This window comes from Marinomonas sp. ef1 (assembly GCF_002806845.1).
Classification (GTDB): domain Bacteria; phylum Pseudomonadota; class Gammaproteobacteria; order Pseudomonadales; family Marinomonadaceae; genus Marinomonas; species Marinomonas polaris.
In genome coordinates this window covers 41,937-63,304 of sequence record NZ_NHTT01000001.1, presented here as the reverse complement: position 1 = coordinate 63,304, position 21,368 = coordinate 41,937, and the positions used below count along the sequence as shown (strand labels likewise).

Annotated in this window: 16 protein-coding genes and 1 riboswitch; of the genes, 6 read left to right on the top strand and 10 right to left on the bottom strand. The window is 43.4% G+C overall.

The genetic code is table 11. The features are described from left to right. Positions 1–186: 186 nt before the first annotated feature. Complete coding sequence (locus CCS02_RS00295; RefSeq protein ID WP_100635244.1) at positions 187–771, bottom strand: 3'-5' exonuclease; 585 nt, start codon at positions 769–771, stop codon at positions 187–189. A 27-nt stretch (positions 772–798) separates the two neighbouring features. Continuing rightward, positions 799–1,218, bottom strand: a complete 420-nt coding sequence (locus CCS02_RS00290; RefSeq protein WP_100635243.1) for an Rpn family recombination-promoting nuclease/putative transposase — start codon at positions 1,216–1,218, stop codon at positions 799–801. A gap of 111 nt (positions 1,219–1,329) precedes the next feature. On the opposite strand from CCS02_RS00290, the gene CCS02_RS00285 reads away from it, so the two are divergent. Beyond that, positions 1,330–1,734, top strand: coding sequence for an NUDIX hydrolase (locus CCS02_RS00285; protein ID WP_100635242.1), 405 nt, complete (start codon positions 1,330–1,332; stop codon positions 1,732–1,734). Between the two features lie 53 nt (positions 1,735–1,787). Here the strand turns inward: CCS02_RS00285 and CCS02_RS00280 are convergent, their stop codons facing one another. Next, the gene (locus CCS02_RS00280; protein ID WP_072837739.1) at positions 1,788–2,984 is read right to left on the bottom strand and encodes an MFS transporter; all 1,197 of its coding nucleotides are present in this window, start codon (positions 2,982–2,984) and stop codon (positions 1,788–1,790) included. A gap of 114 nt (positions 2,985–3,098) precedes the next feature. Between CCS02_RS00280 and CCS02_RS00275 the strand changes: the two genes are divergently transcribed. Beyond that, on the top strand, positions 3,099–3,986 hold the full coding sequence (locus CCS02_RS00275) for a LysR family transcriptional regulator (protein ID WP_100635241.1): 888 nt from the start codon (positions 3,099–3,101) through the stop codon (positions 3,984–3,986). Positions 3,987–4,050: 64 nt separating this feature from the next. Here the strand turns inward: CCS02_RS00275 and CCS02_RS00270 are convergent, their stop codons facing one another. From CCS02_RS00270 to yegD, 3 genes are all read right to left on the bottom strand, one after another. Next, entirely contained in the window at positions 4,051–4,722 is a 672-nt protein-coding gene (locus tag CCS02_RS00270; protein ID WP_072837737.1) for an energy-coupling factor ABC transporter permease, read from the bottom strand. A gap of 83 nt (positions 4,723–4,805) precedes the next feature. After that, positions 4,806–5,033, bottom strand: a riboswitch (cobalamin riboswitch). A 162-nt stretch (positions 5,034–5,195) separates the two neighbouring features. Continuing rightward, positions 5,196–6,263 (bottom strand): FUSC family protein, encoded by a 1,068-nt coding sequence (locus CCS02_RS00265; RefSeq protein WP_442919279.1) that lies wholly within the window; start codon positions 6,261–6,263, stop codon positions 5,196–5,198. Positions 6,264–6,430: 167 nt separating this feature from the next. Next, entirely contained in the window at positions 6,431–7,795 is a 1,365-nt protein-coding gene (gene yegD / locus CCS02_RS00260; RefSeq protein ID WP_100188365.1) for a molecular chaperone, read from the bottom strand. Between the two features lie 199 nt (positions 7,796–7,994). On the opposite strand from yegD, the gene CCS02_RS00255 reads away from it, so the two are divergent. Beyond that, positions 7,995–9,905: a methyl-accepting chemotaxis protein gene (locus CCS02_RS00255; protein ID WP_100635239.1), complete on the top strand. Its 1,911-nt coding sequence runs from the start codon at positions 7,995–7,997 to the stop codon at positions 9,903–9,905. An 89-nt stretch (positions 9,906–9,994) separates the two neighbouring features. Here CCS02_RS00255 and CCS02_RS00250 read toward each other — a convergent pair whose 3' ends face one another. Further along, complete coding sequence (locus CCS02_RS00250) at positions 9,995–10,576, bottom strand: NnrU family protein (RefSeq protein WP_072837734.1); 582 nt, start codon at positions 10,574–10,576, stop codon at positions 9,995–9,997. Positions 10,577–10,977: 401 nt separating this feature from the next. Between CCS02_RS00250 and nspC the strand changes: the two genes are divergently transcribed. The 3 genes from nspC (at position 10,978) to CCS02_RS00235 (ending at position 14,857) form a co-directional block, all read left to right on the top strand. After that, positions 10,978–12,075: a carboxynorspermidine decarboxylase gene (gene nspC / locus CCS02_RS00245; protein WP_100635238.1), complete on the top strand. Its 1,098-nt coding sequence runs from the start codon at positions 10,978–10,980 to the stop codon at positions 12,073–12,075. Between the two features lie 36 nt (positions 12,076–12,111). Continuing rightward, positions 12,112–13,350 (top strand): saccharopine dehydrogenase family protein, encoded by a 1,239-nt coding sequence (locus CCS02_RS00240; protein WP_072837732.1) that lies wholly within the window; start codon positions 12,112–12,114, stop codon positions 13,348–13,350. 202 nt (positions 13,351–13,552) lie between these two features. Continuing rightward, the gene (locus CCS02_RS00235; protein ID WP_072837731.1) at positions 13,553–14,857 is read left to right on the top strand and encodes a hypothetical protein; all 1,305 of its coding nucleotides are present in this window, start codon (positions 13,553–13,555) and stop codon (positions 14,855–14,857) included. 66 nt (positions 14,858–14,923) lie between these two features. On the opposite strand, the gene CCS02_RS00230 is transcribed toward CCS02_RS00235, so the two are convergent. From CCS02_RS00230 to cobW, 3 genes are all read right to left on the bottom strand, one after another. Continuing rightward, positions 14,924–16,180, bottom strand: a complete 1,257-nt coding sequence (locus CCS02_RS00230; protein WP_100635237.1) for a sirohydrochlorin chelatase — start codon at positions 16,178–16,180, stop codon at positions 14,924–14,926. A gap of 82 nt (positions 16,181–16,262) precedes the next feature. Then, positions 16,263–20,159, bottom strand: coding sequence for a cobaltochelatase subunit CobN (cobN, locus tag CCS02_RS00225; protein ID WP_100635236.1), 3,897 nt, complete (start codon positions 20,157–20,159; stop codon positions 16,263–16,265). Positions 20,160–20,251: 92 nt separating this feature from the next. After that, positions 20,252–21,334 (bottom strand): cobalamin biosynthesis protein CobW, encoded by a 1,083-nt coding sequence (gene cobW, locus CCS02_RS00220; RefSeq protein ID WP_100188369.1) that lies wholly within the window; start codon positions 21,332–21,334, stop codon positions 20,252–20,254. Positions 21,335–21,368: the final 34 nt, after the last annotated feature.

The following is a 21,368-nucleotide window of genomic DNA, read 5'->3' as shown; positions in this document are numbered from 1 at the left end:
CGATATTACGAGCGTAGGTAGCAATCATGCGCTTATGAAGAAAATCAGGCATTAAAGATCTTTAAGCGAATTTTTGGTTACTTTTTTATCAATTGAAAAAAGTTACCCGCTCAGCTTTTCCCTGAATTAAAAAGCGGAAATAACGGTCGGGAATACAAAGCGTTTGAATGGAAACCTTTATAAAGCCTAGCGCAGCAGTACCAACGCTCTTTCTACACATATAGCCGAATGCGCATCATTAGCTGCATAAAGAATCTGGTTTTCTTTCAGTGGATAAGCGCCCCAGTTGGATTTTTGGGCGCCTTTGCCAAGGCGTTTTCCGAGTACCATGGCGACGGCGGCGCGGGCGCCGATGCTGTTTTTCTCTCCGGCGAGTTGCTTTAAGGTGACAGACAAATCTTGCGTGTTGGTGATATCGATGTTGAGTTTGTTACGCAGTTCTTTGTTATCGTCTTTGATGCCGAAGCCAATTTTTTTGATTTTTGGGTTGGTTAGTATTTCCTTGGCCGCAGCGACAGCCGAAGGAAATCGAGTTGGGAATAGGAACGCTTTTGACTCTGTCGCCAGTTGGATGAGCGATGGACCCGGACTGACTTGGCCTTTCAGGAAAATCGGTTTGCTTTCGGTATCGAATCCGATAGAAGTCTCGTTTTCTAGCTCTTTTATGGCTTGTGCGGCATCAAGTTCGTTTTCAACGATGTAGATGTCGGAAAGACCAAGGCCAATATATAAGGGTAATTCGCTGATCTGTTCCTTGGTAGGACGTTCCATTCTTTGTCTCTTTTCTCTCTTGTTTCTTTAAGCTTTTTTCAGATCAAATAGCACGTCGTGGATTTCCGCTTTTAGCTCTTTATCAATGATTTTATTGCTGTGAATTTTAGCTTGTTCAAGGTATTCAATGGCACTAGCGTTATCGCCAAGCTCTATTTTTAGTTGAGCGGCAGCGAAGCCAATGGAGGATAGATAGTCTTTTGAGTTGATTGCCGCGGCTTTTTCTAAAGCTTTATCGTAGATAACAATCGCCTGTTCTAAATCGTCGGTAAAGTCACCAAGGGTTTCCCACTGCACTGGATGATCTTTGTCTGTGCCGTCGTTGTCGTCACAGATGGCTTTCAATTCTGCATAATAAGCATCAAAGCCCGCTTGGTCTTTTTTGTTAGCACAAGTCATGAGTTCTTTGGCTAAAAAAAGCACTTCTTTGTATATTTTAGTGTTCATATTTCACTCTGTTTGAAGCATTCGATTATGTAATAACGAGTATGGTAATTTTAATAGACTATTTATGACAGCTTTTCGCTGGGTTCTTAACAAATAATAGGAGTTATCTAAATGCAAGTTCATGAATGTGTCTCTTTTATATTGCTAAAAGACGATCAGGTGTTGTTAGAGAAACGCGCCAAGGACAAGGAGTATGATCCAAGTCTGATTGCTATTCCTGGCGGTCACATGGAGCTGGGGGAAACACAGGAACAGGCTTTGTTACGAGAGCTAAAAGAAGAGCTAGATATCGTCCCAAAGTCTTATGTTCACTTGTGCTCTCTTTATCATCCAACAGGCGAGCTTCAACTCATTCACTATTACGTTGCTAATCGTTGGCAAGGTGAAATATTGTCTCTAGAGGCAGACGAAGTCACTTGGCATTCACTTGATTCCAATCCTCTAGATATTGAGGCAGATAAAGTGGCATTGGCAGAGTATCGAAGACTTAAAAATGCAGGCGTTGAATTAGGTTAACAACGCCCTTTGTTGAGCTTATGTACAGCTCAACAATTAGATCAATGACGCAATCAATAGCTCTGCGCTTGCACGGCTTTTTGTCCTCGAATCAAGCTAACTCCCGCCAATACGACGACACCCAATACTAACCAAGATCCCATGATGACGCCGGTCCAGCCATCCGCTTGCCAGAAAGGATCAAGATAAAACCCGCCAAGACTGGCGCCTAGATAATAAAACACTAGGTACAAGGAAGATGCGCTGGCTTTGGCGTGTTTGGCGTTGCGGCTCACAAAACTACTAGTCGTTGAATGACACAAAAAGAAGCCAAAGCTGTTTATCAATAAGCCCACTATGATCGCCAATAATGAATCACCAAGGGTGACTAAAGAACCAAACATGAATATGCAGGTACCTAATACCATAATGTTTGGCTGACTCCAGCGTTTGGCAAGTTTGCCCGAAATAGCTGAACCCAATGTGCCTGACAAGTAGGTAAGGAAAAGCAAGCCAACATATTTAGCGGTTAAGTTATAAGGTGCGGCTTCCAAAACGAAGGTCACGTAGCTGTATTGGTTGATAAAAATGAAGAAGCTAAAACCACCGATGAAATAACTGGTTAATAAGCGACGATTCTGCAGATGGCTCTTCATGTTCATCAAGATATGACCAACGCGTAGCGGTTTTGCTTCGAAATGTTGTGATTTTGGTAATAGAAAGAAAAAAGCCAATAAACAAATCAGACTAATAACACTCATTACCCCAAAGGTTGCGGAACGCCCTAGCCATTCACCAACAAAACCACCAATCAGACGACCACCAATGCCGCCTAACGTGTTTCCGCTGATGTACAAGCCAACAGCAACCATCAAAGCTTCTGGTGTATATTCGTCGCCCAAATAAGCAACGGCAATAGCAGGCAACCCAGCTAGAAAAAAACCTTGCAGGGCACGCAATGCCAATAATGATTCGTAACTTTGTACTAGGGACAAACAAAAGGTGGTTAAAGTAATACCAACCATGGTCATCACCATAATCCCTTTGCGACCTAAGGCATCTGAAATTGGACCGTAGAAAAGCAAGGATATGCCCAACGTAAGAGTTGTAATAGTAAAGCTACCGCTAGCTTGCAGTGGACTAATAGAAAACTCGTTAGCGATCATGGGTAACAAAGGCTGCGTCACGTACACATTGGCAAAAATCATAAAAGAGCCAATGACTAGAGCCAAGGTTCCTCGCCAAAATACCGAACTACCTACTTCTATCACAGCAAAACTCCACAGACATCAAAAACAAATCAAACAAATATTATTGCGATACTATACGCCTCGCCATTTTATCAATAAAATATATTCATTTTATCCAATCCATAAGGGTTATTGATGGACATTAAGCCGCTACGTTATTTCATTGCCATCGCAAAAACAGAAAGCTTTACCAAAGCAGCCCAGCAGCTTGGCGTTGCTCAACCCGCTGTTAGTATGGCAATCAAAAAACTAGAAGCGGATTTGGGCCTAACCTTAATCCATCGGGCAGATCGAAATATTGGTCTAACTGACGAAGGCAAAAAGCTGCTGATACATGCAGAAAAAATCATTCAAGCTACCGATGATGCCTTATTAGAAATGAGCGAGCTAAAAGGTTTGAGCCAAGGCGAAGTACGAGTGGGAATTCCTAGTATGCTGGGCTCCTATTACTTTCCACCCATTCTGATGGCATTTCGTCATAAGTACCCCACTATTACGCTCAAAGTGATCGAAGGCGGAACCTGGCAGCTGCAAAAAATGCTCGAAAATGGCGAATTAGATCTTAGTGTTATCGTTGCTGAAACGCTCCCCGATGGTTTGGAAACTCAAGCGCTGATCCGAGAAGAAATGCTCGTCACAATAGCAACTGATCACCCTTTCAGCCAACTAGAAAAAATCTCACCAGAGGCATTTTTCGATGAAGAGCTTGTCATGTTTAAAGAAGGTTACTTTCATCGCCGTATCGTCGATAAGCTGGCTAAAGCCTGTAAAAAAACGCCCAAAATTGGTTTTGAAACCAATTTGATTCCATTGATCAAATCCATCACTCAGCAAGGCTTTGGCATCTCTACTTTACTCGCCATGGTTATTGAAGAAGACGATGACCTCATCACTCGTTCTTTTGATCCACCAATCTGGCTAGATCTTGGTATTGCTTGGCGCAAAGACAGTTACTTATCGAAAGCCAACCGAGCTTTTTTGGAATTTGTTAACGAGCATGGTCGATATAAACGCCGACAATAAAAAAATGCCCGCTCTGTTTCTACTATAGGTAAACAGAGCGGGCATTTGGAACTGTGCTTTCTACTTAGTTAAACAAACGCGTTTCAAACAAAGACGAGTTCTTAAAGCGATGTAAGCTTTTCGCCCCAGCCAATACGGCAAGATCTAGAATCGGCTCGATCAGTACAACACTAAGGTAAGCCATACCGAACGTCGCGACAGCCGCTACGTTCTCGGCACCGAAACCTTGTCCATAAAACGCCCAAAAAGCCACCCAAGCGACAATACCGCCTTGGTAAGTTAGGGACAGTTTCAATGCTTGCTTGTAGCTAATATCGACATAAGCCGTATTCTCAGCAATCGTACGACGGGCAACAGCAGACATGGCAAACAGAGGTAACAATAAGGTGGTCACGTTCATGCCATATTGAGGCAGGTCAAACTGAGCAAAGAAGACTCCTTGCGTTAGCAAACCTAATATCAAGCCAACAGAAGCTGCGGCTGGGCCAAAGATTAGAAACAGCGTTGAACCTAATATGAGATGCACTTCAGACACTCCGACGGCGTGATGAGGCAAGAGTTCAAAAAAGGCAAAAACAAAAAGTGTGGTCAAAGTACTACGACCGATTAAAGACATAAAGCCGTCTTTTTTTATCATGTCGATAGAAGCTTTAGCAGAAAATCCAAAAGCGGCCAACGCCGTAGCGTAACTCAAAACGATTTTTGCGCCGTCAACGACGCCAGGTTCAATATGCACTATGTGCCTCCAAAATATGCTTCATACTCACCCGTATGATTCAAATTAGCGGACTTTCGCATGACAAAGCTTGCCGACAAGAAAAGTCCTAATTAATGAAGGCCGGTCTCCGGACTGATAAGTGTTTTGCAGATATGTATTTCTAAAACTCTCGTCCCTTCCCATTCAAAGATATTTCTATCAATGGACAGTGGGAGCAAGAAAAATACATCACTTATTTACCGTTGCGGGGGCAGTACAGGGATTGCTTAACAAAGAGCGCACCTGTTTCCCGTTTCACCCGTTAGGGCACCTTCACAAGAACTGGTATTCATTATTTTAATGCAAGATTAATAACCGATTACCAGAGATTCGAAGCGTACGGTTTAACTTAAATTTAAGCAACTAAAGCGATGGAAATACTGAACGCTTAACGAACACCCTTCATACAAAGAAGAAAGGCATTCATCTAGGTTTGTTAGTCTGAAAAAGTTTTAAGAAGGTTTACGTCCAGATAAAGAACTGCGAGTATTCATACGCGACTCAATATTCTTCAGCAAAGATGTTCGATGAAAGATAGTTCCGCCAATAATTCCAATAGCACTACCAATAGAAATATCGACCAATCGATGCTCTAGTAAAACGGCAGTACTCATATTAGCGCTAGTAAACTCCGCCATAATGACCGTTAACGGAGTAATAAAAATCACCGCTGCGCCGTAGTTTTTGACGATCAATAATTCCACGACAAATTGAAAGAAGATCATGCTTAACGCTAAAACCCAATAATTCGGCTGCAAAGAAAACAAACACCAAGCGACACCCATACCAATTGCGGTACCAACAATGCGATGAACATTTCGGTGCCAGATCATTCGATAAGTGGCACCTTGTAAAATAGCCGCACATGAAATAGGTACCCAAAGTGCGTTAGGTAAAGCCAGTAACACAGCCAATAAATAAGAGAAAGATATAAAGAAAGCCACTAATGCGCCTTCTAAAATAATCGCATTCACCTGAGTGTCTGTTTCAATTTTTGTTGCTGGTAAATCATTTGCGCCTGTCATTAAGCTATAAATAAACGCCAGACCACAAGATAGCATCCCACCCAAAGCAACCATGCCGATATTCGATGACCATTTACCTAAATCAAAAGGTAAATAAATCGCCAACGCGGAAACGAGAATAAAGAAAAAGCTACCTGGAGGCGGTAAGCGATAATATCGAGTAATAACAATAGCGCCAAAGGACAGCGCCCCAAGAGCAAAAGCTGCAACGTAAGAGTTAAAACTGGACAGAGAACCAATGGTAAAACACACCATAAAGCCAAATGAGCACATGGCTAGCGTCACCATTCGATGTGCAGTACGCGTTTTAGGCAAATACAAAATGACCATTGCCCCTAAGCTAGACAATGTCGCCACTGCGAATTGGTCTGTCGCCGCGCCAATCAAGGCAGGAATACCAACACAGACTGCAGCAAGGACCGCCAGGTGCCAGGGACGCTTAACATCACTCCACGCAAAAAGATCTCTTATTTGAATTAATAAAGCGTTAAACAAGTGCATACCCCGTGAATAATGTTTAGTAGATAAACATTATATCAGCATTATCTTTGCTCAATAATGGAAAAACTAAAGTTACTAGCGACATCAATTCGATAGATCCCCAGGATAAAAAACCAAACTTTTTATCAAATCAAAGTGTTTGAAAAGATAAAAAACCACCTTTATCTAAAGATACGCTCAGACCATACCGTTAAGCCTGCCGCCACACTGCCAAAGTGGTCGCCATCCAAAACAGGAATATCACCAATACGTTGTTGAATAGCCTCACGAATCACCGGGGATTTTGCCGAACCACCTGTCATATAGATCAAATCTGGTTTCTCACCTGCCTGCTCTATCGCAGCAGTCATCAAGTTCAGCATTTTTTCTAAAGGTGAAGCAATTGACTTCGTCAGTTCCTCACGAGTAACAGTAGCAGTTAACTCCGATTCAATATAATCCAATGAAGCAAGATAACTCTGAGCATCAGATAAGGCTATTTTCGCCTCTTCTGCACTACGCACGATATGATAGTTATGTTTTTCTTCTCGCATGCGCAAGAAGCGCTCAATCAACTTTGGCTGTGCAGCATCTAAACGTAGCTGATTTATTTGATTCTTTGTTTCCATACTATTAAAGGTCGCGATGGCAGACACATCATTCGTTGTGACTGCATTCCAATACAGTTGAGTCGGCATTGGCAACCCCGTCTTAAGTAGCGAACCCATACCAAATAACGGCATAAAGTGTTTGCCTGCAATCTGTATGTCTAAATCATTACCACCAATTCGTTCACCAGTGTGAGCTAGAAAATCACTACGACGGTCTTCTTTTTTGAGGTAGTCAGGCCCCATACGAACCATCGCGCAGTCGGTGGTACCACCACCAATATCCACAACCAATACGGTTTTATTCTCAGCCAGTTTCACTTCAAAATCCAAACCAGCAGCAATAGGTTCATACAGAAACTCAATTTCTTTAAAACCTGCACGTTTACCTGCTGTCGTAAGGATCTCAAGCGCTTGACGGTTACTGACTTCTGCATCAAGACCTTGAAAATTGACAGGACGACCAATGACGGTATGAGTAATTTCTGCACCCAAGCTTTTTTCGGCGCGCTGTTTGATGTTCTGCATCATCACAGTCACAACGTCTTCAAAGAAATGAATATGTTCGGAACGCAGTCCAGCGCCACCTAGAAATGACTTAGGCGATTTTACGAAGTAGCCTTCTTCAGGCCATTGAAAGTATTCGTCAAACGCAGCGCGCCCAAAAAATAACGTTTGGTCTTCATCTGCAATATCTTCTTCATAACGCGCACGCTTGGCCCGTGTTAAAGCATTCATACGCAATTCTGCGAAGGCTTGTCTTGAATGAATATCTTGAAGGCCTCTTCCGACCGCTTCGGTAATCAAGTCTCGATCTAAAGCGTATAAAGTAGACGGTAAAAAAGCATGTTCTCCTTCTAAAGCGACCAAACGCACAGCCGAATCTTGCACAATACCTAATGCACAATTTGATGTTCCGTAATCAAATCCACAAATCATCTAATATTTACCTGTTATCGCTAATAGAAAAGGGTCGCGGACGATAACAGAAAGATTCAAAAGTATCAAAACTATCAAGTCACTATATCCCCATAGCAAGCCTATTCTAAATAATAGAGAATGCTCATTCTTTTAAATTTACTTAAATACGGCACACAAGATAGTTAGTGTACCTAATATATTTCATAGGAGAAAAAGGATGCTCTTTTCGTTACAAACTAAAATTACCCTCCAGTCCATAATTGTGGCCATTATCATCGCTATCGGGGTTGGTGGCGTTTCTCTTTACGCCTTAAAATCAGATAGCGATGCCCGTATAAAATCAGAAGCCGGCTCTCAAGCAAATGCTATTTCGACTTATATAAATAGCTGGTCTGGGGATCGTATCGGCACCATGCAAGCCATCAAACAAAAGATAGAAACTTCTTTACAAGAAAGCCCTAACCTAAATGAAAAAGATATCCAGAATATCTTACAACAAGCCCAAGCTAGCTTAGGGTTTGGCATGACATTTTTGGGTCTAGAAAATGGAGACATGTATCGCCATGATCCATCTCTAAATAGCGCAGATTACGATCCTCGCAATCGTAGCTGGTACATGGATGCCAAAGCTAAAAACAGTGCTTATGTAACAGCGCCTTACATATCAGCGGCTACCAAACAACTCTCCATGACGTTTGTCGAACCTATTACGATTAATGGCAAGTTTGTTGGCGCTATCGGTGGTCTAGTCTTTTTAGACAGCGTCTTAGATAGTATTTTAGCGATGAAAGTCGCAGGTAATGGTTATAGCGTGTTATTCGATGGAAATGGCAAAATCATCGCTCACCCAAACACAAACCACATATTGAAAGATGCTATGGATTTGTCTCCAGTATTAACCAGCGATTTTTTCAAAAAAGTTCGTAATCAAGCCATTTTTACCGAGCTTAAATTAGACGGCAAAGATATAGATATGTATGCCAGCAACATAAAAGGCAGCCCTTGGGCTTTAGGGTTGATGATGGACAAAAATGTTCTAAATGCCCCCCTTGTTAGCTTAGGTACTAATATTATTATTGCTGTGTTTATTTTGCTCTCGATTGCTGTATTGATAGCAGTTCAAGTTACCCGATTTTTACTGAAAGACTTGCGCCGGGTGTCTGACAGTATGGCGCAAATCGCCCAAGGTGAAGGCGACTTAACACAACGATTAACTGCAAGCTCTAAAGATGAAATAGCCGTTTTGGTCGACAATTTTAACAAGTTCGTCGTACTACTACACGGAACGGTCTCTCATCTTAAAAAAATTGGTCATGAATTGGCAAACCAAGCCAGTATTGCTCACGACTCTTCACAAAATAGTTCGCTAAAACTAGAAGAGCAGCAGCATAATATTTCTATGGTCGCTACTGCTATTCATCAAATGTCACAAGCAACACAAGAAATCGCTAACAACGCAACCAATACTGCAATAAATGCTGATGAGACAGTAGCTGCAGGTAATATAGGTCAAACTCAAGTACTTAAAAGCCAAGAAAGTATCAGAACACTAGCTACTGATATTCAAGAGGTTGCCAATGTTATTAACGATCTAAGCAAAAATGCTGATGGCATCAATACCATCTTAACGACGATTTCGGGAATCGCAGAACAAACTAATTTATTAGCATTAAACGCTGCAATCGAAGCTGCACGGGCAGGTGAACAAGGCCGAGGCTTTGCGGTGGTTGCTGACGAAGTAAGAGTACTTTCACAACGTACTTATAGTTCAATTGAAGAAATTCAAAAAATGATTGAGTCTTTGCAAAAAATCACTAAAGACGCAGTAGGCAAAATTCAATTAAGTCATACTAGAGCAAACAATAGCGTTGAAGACGTCAATCAGGCAAAAGACAGCCTAGACAAAATCCAACAATCGGTTGCAACAATCAATGATCGCGCGGCACAGATTGCGACGGCAACTGAAGAGCAAACCAGTGTGACCGAAGAGGTAAATCAAAACACGACTGATATTCAGCGAGGCTCTAAAGAGCTAGTAACGCTTGCGGTTGAAAGTGCCGCTCGTGCCGAAGAGCTTAAATCTCTTGCCGATGACCTAACCAAAAACATCAATCACTTCAGAACGTAAGAGACTGATGCCAATAAAAATGCCCTATTCAGGTTTACCTGAATAGGGCATTTTTTGTTCTTTAACTTTCAGCTCTCTTTAACAAGGCATTAGACCAGAGGTGAAACGCCGATGATTGCCTGATGTAGGTAAAAAGCAATAGCAAACCAAGTCACCATAGCAAAAGTGAAAGCCGCTAAATCAAACTGAACACCAGCTTCTTGATCACGTATTACACCTGCCTTTCTATCACGACGGCGATAAACAGCAAAGCTGACAATAGACCAAACCAAGAAGCTTCCGAAGAGTATTACATCAGCCAAGCTTCCGTTGCTGATTAAATGAGCAAATGCCCAGATTTTAATAGCGATAATCATTGGGTAACCCACTTTCTTTTTCATCGTCGTGTTCGGCACTAAAGCAGAACCGACAAAGAAAAGAGCAACCAATACTAATAGGCCTGCCAAGTGCCTCGTCCATACTGGAGGAAACCACAACCAAACAGGTTCAAGGCGCGCTTGAGAATACCCCATAACAATCAGGCCAACGGCAATCAAGGTGATCATACCAAAGCGCATCTTCCAACGCATTTCACCATGTATTGCCATACTTTTTTCACGCCAATTCGGTGCGACTAAACGAACCGAATGCACAAAAAAGAAAATTACCAACCCCATCACTAAAATCAACATACTAAGATGTTCCTTCTACACTTTAAAAATCTTTCAACTGTCTATACGCGATTACTGCAATACAATACTCGCAATCCTAAAAGATCCGATCCTCTGGACTATAATTTATAGCGCAGGATTATAGAGGGAAATACTCAAGAGGCCTATTATTCATTACGGTCATCCCATGAATGATTAAATGTCTTAAAAATCCAACTAGTTTATCTCCAATACTAAGGAAAAATGACCGATCGGTTCATCTTCTATAGTGAAATATGAGCAACAGAAAGATGGGCATAGGACAAATCCTAGTAAAAGTCGTCAAAATGTCATAAAAAGCCCTGTAAAATACCTTTATTGAGCTAGAAAAAGCCCCCTCTTTTGCACTAGAATACACCGTTTTGACTAACGGGCAGGTTGCCATGATCAAGACACCTTATTACCTTATTGATAAAGCAGCGCTTCTGAAGAACTTAGAGAAGATCGCTTATGTGCGCCAGCAGTCTGGAGCCAAGTCTCTGTTAGCTCTAAAATGCTTTGCAACTTGGTCTGTATTTGACCTAATGCAAGACTACATGGATGGCACCACATCTTCTTCTCTATACGAAGTCAAATTAGGGAAAACCAAGTTTCAAGGCGAAACGCATGCTTATAGCGTGGCCTATTCCGACGATGAAATCGCAGAAGTACTAGATCACTCTGACAAAATCATTTTCAACTCCATTGGTCAATTCAATCGTTTTAAAGAAGCTAGTAAAGACAAGACCCGTGGTTTGCGTGTTAACCCTCAAGTAAGCACCTCTGAATTTTTGATTGCCGATCCAGCACGACCTTTTAGCCGTCTTGGAGAGTGGGATCCAGAAAAAATCGCAACTGTAATTAACGATATATCTGGCTTTATGTTCCACAATAACTGTGAGAACAACAGTTTTGAACGCTTTGATGAGATGCTAAATCTTATCGAAGAACGTTTTGGCCATTTGATCCAACAAGTAAAATGGGTCAGCCTTGGTGGCGGCATTCACTTTACTGGAGAAGGTTACCCAATTGATAAGTTCTGCCAACGCCTAAAAGTTTTTGCCCAAAAATACGACATTCAGGTCTACCTAGAACCTGGTGAGGCCAGCATTACAAAAAGCACCACTCTAGAAGTCACAGTATTAGACACACTATTTAATGGCAAAAACTTAGCCGTTGTTGATAGCTCTATTGAAGCTCACATGCTGGACCTACTAATCTACCGTGAAAACGCTAAGATGGCTCCTTGTGATGGCGAACATGAATACATGATTTGCGGAAAATCCTGTTTAGCAGGCGATATTTTCGGCGAATTTAAATTTGATAAAGCACTACAAGTGGGTGATCGCCTGTCTTTCCAAGACGCAGCTGGTTACACCATGGTTAAAAAGAACTGGTTTAACGGTGTCAAAATGCCGTCTATTGCCATACGCCAATTGGATGGCAGCATCGAGCTTGTAAGGGAATTCGGTTACAACGATTTTGAGCAGAATCTGTCTTAATTCTGCTTCGGTTAATATTTTGGAGTAAGCACTACCATGAAAAAAAATGTACTCATTATTGGCGGCGGAGGCGTGGCACGTGTTGTGGCACATAAATGCGCCCAACACAATGACACACTGGGCAATATCGCAATTGCTTCGCGCAGCGTTACGAAATGCGACGATATTGTATCCAGTGTCCTCGACAAAGGCAGCATGAAGGTAGAGGGCCGCATTCAAGCATTCGCCCTAGACGCTCTTGACGTGCCAGCAACGATTAAATTGATTCAAGAAACCGAATCACAAATCGTCATTAACGTAGGTTCAGCTTTCGTTAATATGTCTGTACTTGAAGCTTGCATGGAAACAGGTGCGGCTTATTTAGATACAGCCATCCACGAAGATCCAAGCAAAATTTGTGAAACACCACCTTGGTACGCCAACTACGAGTGGAAACGTCGCGATGCCTGTAAAGAAAAAGGCATCACCGCCATTCTAGGTGTGGGCTTTGATCCAGGTGTCGTAAACGCGTATGCAGCGCTTGCTTATAACGACTATTTAGACTCCGTTGACTCCATCGACATCATCGACGTGAACGCTGGTAGCCATGGCAAATACTTCGCCACTAACTTTGATCCTGAGATCAACTTCCGTGAATTCACCGGACGTGTTTACTCTTGGCAAGACAGCGCATGGCAAGAAAACAAAATGTTTGAAGTTAGCCGTACAGATGACCTTCCAGTGGTTGGCTCACAAACGACTTACATGACAGGCCATGATGAAGTGCATTCACTTTCTCAAAACCTAAACGTTCCAAACGTACGTTTTTGGATGGGATTTGGCGAGCATTACATCAACGTCTTCACCGTTCTTAAAAATCTAGGCTTGCTATCTGAGCAGCCAGTTAAGACAGCCGAAGGCTTAGAAGTTATTCCACTTAAAGTTGTAAAAGCAGTACTTCCTGATCCATCTTCTCTTGCACCTGCTTATACAGGTAAGACTTGCATTGGTGATGTGGTAAAAGGCAAAAAAGACGGCAAAGACAAAGAAGTATTCATCTATAACGTAGCTGACCATAAAGAAGCTTATAACGAAGTAGGTAGCCAAGGAATTTCTTATACTGCTGGTGTACCTCCTGTTGCTGCTGCAATTTTAGTTGCCAATGGTACTTGGGATGCAAAGGAAATGCGCAACGTAGAGCAACTTGATCCTAAACCTTTCTTGGGTTTGCTAAATGAGATGGGGCTTCCAACTCGTATTAAAGACGAAAACGGCGACCGCCCTTTTACACTTTAATAGCTAATTAAGATTAGCGATCCATCACTCGAAATAACCTCGCATTTGCGGGGTTATTTTTTATCTAAGAAAGCCCATTCAATAAAAGCACCCTGATTAAAATAAATACCAGCCCTCAAGACTTACACAATTAAAATAAAATCCTTACAATATCTTAACGCTCTCGATCCCCCTCTTTAGAATCTAGCCAAGGAACATCGTTATGAAAAAGGAACTAAAATTTGCAGCACTAACCGCTGTAATTACACTAACTCTTGCTGGTTGTGCGTCCAATCCAGACTCTGCCTCAAACCTAGCTGCCGATGCAAAACAATCAGAGACAATTACTCAAATAAACAACCTCAAGCAAACTATTGATGCTGCCAATAAGAAAATGGCGCAAGGCATAGAAGAAGAACTAGATTGGTTTGCTACAGAAGAAGTAACAGATGCAAACAAAGCATTAGCTGAAGCGAAAGTGTACTACGCAAAATTTGAATTTAATCCTTCAGAAGCAAATAGCAGCACAGGCTTTTTTAGTTCGACAACCAACATTGCTGCTGCAGAAGAAGGTATCAGCAAATTCAATGAACACATGACAAAAGCAGTTAACATTAAAGCTGCAGCGCTATCGGTGTTAGCAGAAGCATTTGAATATCGTACACAACTTAAAAAAATTGATGCTCAAAAATACTTCCCAAGCACAGTTAAAGAGCTAGAAAATGATCTTAAAAAACTGGTAGACCAAGTCTCAAACGATAAAGTTGAAGCTGCAATTAGCGCCCAACCGACGTTAGTAGCCAAACAACAAGCACTAGAAATAAAAACAGTCACAGCTATCTATCTTACCGACGCTAAAAAAGAACTAGACAGACTCGTCAAAGCGGGAACAGCTCAACATGCCCCAAAATCTTTATCTCAAGCTTCTGCATCACTAACGGCAGCAACCGCATTTATTGCAGCAGAACCAAGATCCATCGATAAAATCAAATTGCAAGCTGAAGCAGCAATGTTTTCAATTAACAGAGCTGAACAAATAGCACTAACCGTTAAACAGCTTAAAGCACTGCAACAAAAAGATTATGAAGACTATGCCATCATCTACGAAAACATACTGCTTGAAATCAGCAATGCTCTTAATGCTGAAGATCGTCGGGATTTAGCTTTCGAAGACCAAGGAAAAGTATTAGTAGCATTCATCGAGTCCAATCTAAAAGATCAAGAAGCGTCTATTCAAGCACAGCAGCAACTACGCAAAGAACTGAAAGATCAAAAATCCTACGTCGAACTTCTAAAAGAAAAAATTAACACCCTAAACGCTAACTTAGCTGATGCAAAAAAATCATTAGCGGACCTATCATCAGAAAAAATAGCAGCAGAGAAAGCGGCGTTAGAAAAGGTAGCTAAAGCGAAACAAGCAACAGCAGAACAAGAAAACCTAAAAGCAGAAGAAGCGAAAGTAGAGACAAAAGCTCCAGCAGAGGTTAAGACAGAAACAGTACAAACAGAAAGTGCAACGGCTCAGTAACCCGTTTTATAAAACATAAAAAAACCAGAGCATGCACTCTGGTTTTTTTTGGCTAGAAAATATTATCTACCTATGAGCAAATGCCGTTTTCGTGCAGTCACCTTCGATTTTATCTTTCTCTTCTGCCAGAATTTCGTCGGTAAACTGACTCATAAAGCAGCAGCAGATCCCCTCGCCAATCATGGTACGTGGACCCATTGGATGACCAATGTGTTTGTACACGCCATGTGAGTGTCCATGAGAATGGCTATGACCATGTGAATGATCGTGCGAATGGCTGTGTCCATGAGAGTGATCGTGTGAATGACCATTCCCTTGAGAATGGGAGTGATCGTGATGCTTAAGAACAACAGAGTGACGCTTTTCTGAATGATCTAAAGCTTGGACCAAATTGGTAAAGTGTTTGGTATCAAACTCCGATAAGCCTTGTGTATCGTCTTGCGGATCAACAAATTCTGCGTGGTGATGATGAACATCTACTTCGCCCGCTGCAAGACGTCGTTTGAAGGAGTTCATTAGAGTTTCTTCACCCGTTTGTAATTCTCCCTGCATAATCTCTTCAACACGGTTTTGGAAGGCATCAATTACACGAGGATGATCATTCAAATAAGGTGTTTGAACGAAAGTTACTTCTGGATTTTCTTGAGCCACCTTGTCCACATAACCTTGGATACGTTTGATCAAACGACCAGTGAACAAGAAATATGGTGCGACAACAATACGCTTAAAGCCAAGTTTCATTAGCTTTTCAAGGCCCACACCAACAGAAGGGTAAGTCACACCAGAATAGACAGTATCCGCCCATCCAAAGCCCATGTTTTCGTTAACTATACGCGTCAACTTAGCCGCTTCGGCATTGGCAGAGGTATCCGATGTACCACGACCAACTACCACCAAAAGGGTGTCATAAAGAGTTTCTGGTGGGTTTTCTGGATCAAGACCAAGGGATTCATAAATACGCGCTTGGAACGCTTCGATCATGTCATCTTGTAGGCCTAATTCACGCCCATAAGTGATTTTTAAACCTGGGTGTTTTTCTTCATACGTCGTCAACACAGAAGGAATATCGTTTTTCGCATGGGTAGCAGCGAACAGCATACCTGGCACAGCGTAGATTTCTTCTACACCTTGACTCACTAAGCTGTCTAATCCCATATGAATATTCGGTGCAGAAAACTCTAAAAAGCCGTATTCCACAGGAAGGTCTGGATAACGCGCTTTAAGTCCTTTCGCCACTAGGCCAAATTCACGCTCAGCGTCTTTATCACGACTGCCGTGACCACAAATCATAATGCCCTTTTTGGCCTGTTCTTTATTACTCATCATTTCTCTCTACTTTAATCATCTCAGCTGGTAGTGAGTGTAGACTCGACCAGCAAGGTTACAATAGATCTTCTGCCCAAGATCACTGACGTTGTTCTTGTTGCTGATCTAAATCAAGCAACAAGGATTGAATTTTTTCACGGTGCTCATCGGCATTTTGCCACATGCCACGCTGTATGGCTTCTAATAAGCGCTCACCCATTTCTTCTAGCGCATGGGGATTATTATCACGCATAAAGGCTTGGTTTTCTGGATCAAGCAACAATCGATCGGTAACTTGCTCGTATTGATAATCGGCCACCAGATCGGTGGTCGCATCGTAAGCAAATAAATAATCCACGGTGGCGGTCATTTCAAACGCGCCTTTGTAGCCATGGGTTTGCATAGCTTCGATCCATTTAGGATTCAGCACTCGTGAGCGCACCACACGATTCAACTCTTCTTTTAAGGTCCTAATTTTTGGCGAGCTCGGGTTAGAGTGATCACTATGATAAACGCTCGGCGCTTGACCACTAAACTCAGTGACCGCATTGGTCATGCCGCCTTGGAATTGATAATAATCGTCTGAATCGAGAATATCGTGCTCGCGGTTATCTTGGTTTTGCACCACCGCATCCAGTTGAGACAAACGCTCAATAAACGCATCTTTGGCTTCGACGCCTTCGCCACTCCCCTTGTTATGATGACCATCAGCGTCATCGATATAAGAGCCATAAGCATAACTGCCCCAGTTTACATACGCTTCGGCAAGATCAGCCTTGGTGTCCCAACAACGCTCATCAATAAGACCTTGCAAGCCCGCGCCATAAGCCCCCGGCTTGCTACCGAATACACGGTAAGTCGCTTGGCGATTCGCCTCAGTTTCATTCATGCCTTGAGCAAGTAATTTGCTTTTTCGCGCTTCCACATTGGCGCGAATCACGTTGCCATTCCCCGGCTCTTGATATGCCGCAATGGCTTGCACGGCCGCATCATAGAGCCGCATTACATTGGCAAAAGCATCTCGAAAAAAGCCTGAAACACGCAAAGTCACATCCACCCTTGGACGACCTAATTGCATGCAGGAAAGAATTTCAAAATCGGTCACACGATTTGATCCCGGTGCCCAAATTGGACGAACCCCCATCAACGCAAAAGCCTGGGCAATATCATCGCCGCCGGTTCGCATGGTAGCGGTTCCCCAGACGGACAAACCTAGATCTTTCGGGTAATCGCCATGTTCTTGTAAGTGTCGTTGAATCAGCGCTTCAGCCGACATCTGACCAATCGCCCAGGCCGCAGGAGAAGGTATAGCGCGATTATCGACAGAGAAAAAGTTGCGACCTGTTGGCAAGGTATCGAGTCGGCCACGTGTCGGCGCGCCACTTGGGCCAGGGGGAATAAAGCCACCCGCCAAACCAGTTATTAACGCTTGGATTTCATCATGCGCGCTTTGCTGTAAAGCGACTAACAAACGCTTTTTACTGTGAGCCAGTATCGCGGCTGTTTGAGGTAACTTTGTTGCTAACTCATCTGTTGAATCGTCACCAATCAAATGACTTTTCACCAGCGACTTGGCTAATAACTCTAAGCGTTCTTTGGTGTCCGCATGGGTTCGCCAATCTAATTCACTAATAGATTGTAGAAGCACGGGCTTATTGCCAAGCCAAGGCGTACGCTCACTTTTCATCGGATCAAAATCGTCTTGTTTCAATGAAAAATCATTGACTAACCCATGAAGTATCCCTTGGCTGGTTATCTCGCTACCGCGCGGTAAACGTAACAAAGCCACCAGTGTATCAGCGAGCTTATCGTCTTCGGGCAATTCTCCTAGACGATGCAAACCATGACGAATTTGTGCTTCTTTTATCTCACATAAATACGTATCTAGCCCTTCCAGCACAGCATCGTCATTACCAGATTCAACGCCGGTAAGCTCTTCTAACAAATGGGACTCTTGAACTTTTTTGAGAATTTGCTCGCGCAGCCAGGTTTCTCGGCGCACGTCCATGCCCATGGCTTGGTAATATTCGTCTACTAAGTTTTCGAGCTCGGCCATGTCGCCATAGGTTTCGGCACGGGTCATGGGCGGCATAAGGTGATCGATAATCACTGCTTGAGTCCTGCGCTTGGCTTGCGCGCCCTCGCCCGGATCATTGACGATAAAAGGGTAAAAATGCGGCATCGGACCTAGAGCAATATCTGGCCAACAAGACGCCGACAAGGCAATTCCTTTGCCCGGCAACCATTCGAGGTTACCGTGCTTACCCACATGTACAAAAGCATCCACTTGATAGACATGACGCAACCAAAAGTAAAAAGCCAAATAGCTATGAGGCGGAATCAAATCAGGGTCATGATAGTTCGCGGCGAGATCTAAATTAAAACCACGAGCTGGCTGAATGCCGACAAAGGTTTCACCTAAGCGAATCCCAGCCAACATGATGCGACGCTGGCCGTTTTGCTCACGGCATTTGTGGTCGTCTTCTGGTGGCCCCCAACGATCCCAAACTGCGTTTTGGCATTCCAACGGCAGCAGATAAAAGTACTTTAAGTAGTCTTCTAAGGCGAGGCTTTGCCAGCAACCACGTTCATGTAAGGTGTTAGGATTGTTGGTAACCGCACCAAGTAATTCTTCGATCAAGGCATTACCATGATCGGGAATATTCTCAATCGGATAACCTGCACTCTCTAGCGCTTTTAATAAATTCACCGTCGAGGCGGGCGTATCCAAACCCACACCATTGCCAATACGACCGTCTTTGGTTGGGTAATTGGCTAAAACAAAAGCGATGCGCTTTTCGTGGTTTGGTTTGCTGGCTAAATTCGCAAAACGCTTGGCAAGTTGAGCGACAAAACGCGCACGCTCTTCATGCAATTCGTAACGCACTAAATCTACTTGGGCGATATCGTTGTAATGACTTAAAGCTTTAAAACTGACAGCACGAGTAATAATGCGTCCATCCATTTCCGGCAAAACGATTTGCATGGCTACATCACGGCTGCGTAAGCCTTGGGTTTGCGCTTGCCAATCGTCTTCGGTACTACCAGAAAGAATCAACTGCAAAACCGGAATGGGCGAAGCAAAGGCAGATTGAAAATCCGTCGGTTCAGAGGCTAAATCAGGGCTCCCGACACGATTCGCCGCGAAGCCTGTGGTATTTAAAATGACCTTAGCTTGGGTACGCTCCACTAATGATTCGATCAGACCCACCGACACATCATCTTTGAGTGAACTCACGGCCACGGCCAGCGGTACCAGCCCTTCTTGCTCTAGAATCTCGATCAAGCCATCAAACATGGCAGTATTACCGCTTTGTAGATGAGAACGATAAAACGCCAAGATGGCAACAGGACGACCTTCCGCCAGCCAATCAGCATAGTGGTTCTGCCACTGAGTAAAGCCAGACGAATGACCGGCATGATAAATAAGCGCACTGGGTAAAGGTGTTGGCTCTTGCCAAGGACAAGGTTGATCAGAGTATCGGTCGGTGAGGAAATAGAATAATTGCTGAGAGTTTGTTTGACCGCTTTCACGCAGATAACGCCACACACGATGGCAGTCTTCTGGTTTCGCGGTGGAGACGTTCATTAGTGATGGATCTTGCGAGTCATCCCCCGGCACCACAATCAGTATTCGGCCAGCTTTCGCTTTCGCCCAGTCTTGTAAGCGCTGAAAACCATACGCCCAATAGTGCTCGCCACCGAGTAGTGAAACGACGACCACTTTAGCGTGATCGAGCACCTTGTGTTCGTATAAATCGTAAGCGGCAGGTTTGACCAACTGCATCCAATTGGCAAGGCGAACACTCGGTAATCGTGTGTTGTCCCATCCATCATTGGCACGATGAAGAGAAAGGATCTGATCAAGAGCGCTACCAAGCGCACCGAGCACACTATCAGCCGCGGCCAAAATCACTAAGTCCGCAGGTGTTTGCCTAAGATCGACAATCCCTTCATCGTCAACAAAGCCCCCCGGTTTGGCTGCTAATAAGTGCACGGTTTCTCCAGTTTGTTTACTAAATCAATCTTGTCATCAGATTATTCGACTCTTATCCACAGCGTCACGAGCGCAGCCGCTTCGTTCAAATATCAAGCACTCAAAGCATCATGAAGAATATTCTCAATCTGCTCTTTACTGATGCCTTTACCGATAAACACTAACTGCGTTTTGCGCACTTCTTCAGGTTGCCATAGGCGATCAAAGTAGCGATCTAGACGAGTTCCTACCACTTGAAACACTTGGCGCATTGGTTTGCCATGTACTGCCGCAAAGCCTTTGACACGGAAGATGTTGTGTTCTTCCACAAGTTGAGTCAGGGTTTCTTGCAAAAGATCAGACTGAACCTCACCCAATGTCACGACAAAAGAATCAAAATGGTCGTGGGCATGGTCATGATGTGCACCATGAGCATGATGATGATCGTGGTGGTTATGTACTTCATCAATTCGGCTTTCTGTTGCAGCGTCAATACCTAGCAAGACATCCAACGCGGCTTCGCCGTTTTCGATATAAACAGTTTTGACTGTACTTGGCACTTCATGAGCAATAATCGCTTGCACACGAGCACGCTCTTCATCGTTCAACAAATCATTTTTACTGACCACAACTAAGTCAGCCGCGCTTAACTGATCATCCAGCAATTCTTGCAAGCTAGGATCATGATCCAGACTTTCGTCAGCTTGACGTTGTGCTTGTACTTTGTCTTCGTCATGGGCAAAGCGGCCTGCCGCTACAGCAGCACCATCCACCACGGTAATGACCGCATCGACTGTGCAATGCTCTTTAATTCCCGGCCAGTTGAAGGCTTGCACCAAAGGCTTTGGTAACGCCAAGCCACTGGTTTCAATCAAGATATGATCAATATCACCACGACGAGCAACCAGCTGCTGCATCACTGGCAAAAACTCTTCTTCTACGGTGCAGCAAATACAACCATTCGCCAGTTCGTAAAAACCGTCGTCACTACGCTGGCTTCCCTCTTCTACACCTTCTGGGCAATCAAGAGGACAAGAGCGCAATAGATCAGAATCGATATCTAGTTCGCCAAACTCATTGACGATCACGGCAATACGCTTTCCAGCCGCTTGCTTTAGCACATTAGATAATAACGTTGTTTTACCACTGCCCAAAAAGCCAGTCACAATTGTTGTTGGAATTTTATTCAACTGCATGATTCATCCTTCTTACTTTCAGGGATAGTATTTT

What these genes read in the sequence shown, in the direction of transcription:
- CCS02_RS00295 (WP_100635244.1), bottom strand. Translation starts at nt 771, where the DNA reads ATGGAACGTCCTACCAAGGAACAGATCAGCGAATTACCCTTATATATT.
- CCS02_RS00290 (WP_100635243.1), bottom strand. Translation starts at nt 1,218, where the DNA reads ATGAACACTAAAATATACAAAGAAGTGCTTTTTTTAGCCAAAGAACTC.
- CCS02_RS00285 (WP_100635242.1), top strand. Translation starts at nt 1,330, where the DNA reads ATGCAAGTTCATGAATGTGTCTCTTTTATATTGCTAAAAGACGATCAG.
- CCS02_RS00275 (WP_100635241.1), top strand. Translation starts at nt 3,099, where the DNA reads ATGGACATTAAGCCGCTACGTTATTTCATTGCCATCGCAAAAACAGAA.
- yegD (WP_100188365.1), bottom strand. Translation starts at nt 7,795, where the DNA reads ATGATTTGTGGATTTGATTACGGAACATCAAATTGTGCATTAGGTATT.
- CCS02_RS00255 (WP_100635239.1), top strand. Translation starts at nt 7,995, where the DNA reads ATGCTCTTTTCGTTACAAACTAAAATTACCCTCCAGTCCATAATTGTG.
- CCS02_RS00250 (WP_072837734.1), bottom strand. Translation starts at nt 10,576, where the DNA reads ATGTTGATTTTAGTGATGGGGTTGGTAATTTTCTTTTTTGTGCATTCG.
- nspC (WP_100635238.1), top strand. Translation starts at nt 10,978, where the DNA reads ATGATCAAGACACCTTATTACCTTATTGATAAAGCAGCGCTTCTGAAG.
- CCS02_RS00240 (WP_072837732.1), top strand. Translation starts at nt 12,112, where the DNA reads ATGAAAAAAAATGTACTCATTATTGGCGGCGGAGGCGTGGCACGTGTT.
- CCS02_RS00235 (WP_072837731.1), top strand. Translation starts at nt 13,553, where the DNA reads ATGAAAAAGGAACTAAAATTTGCAGCACTAACCGCTGTAATTACACTA.
- CCS02_RS00230 (WP_100635237.1), bottom strand. Translation starts at nt 16,180, where the DNA reads ATGAGTAATAAAGAACAGGCCAAAAAGGGCATTATGATTTGTGGTCAC.
- cobW (WP_100188369.1), bottom strand. Translation starts at nt 21,334, where the DNA reads ATGCAGTTGAATAAAATTCCAACAACAATTGTGACTGGCTTTTTGGGC.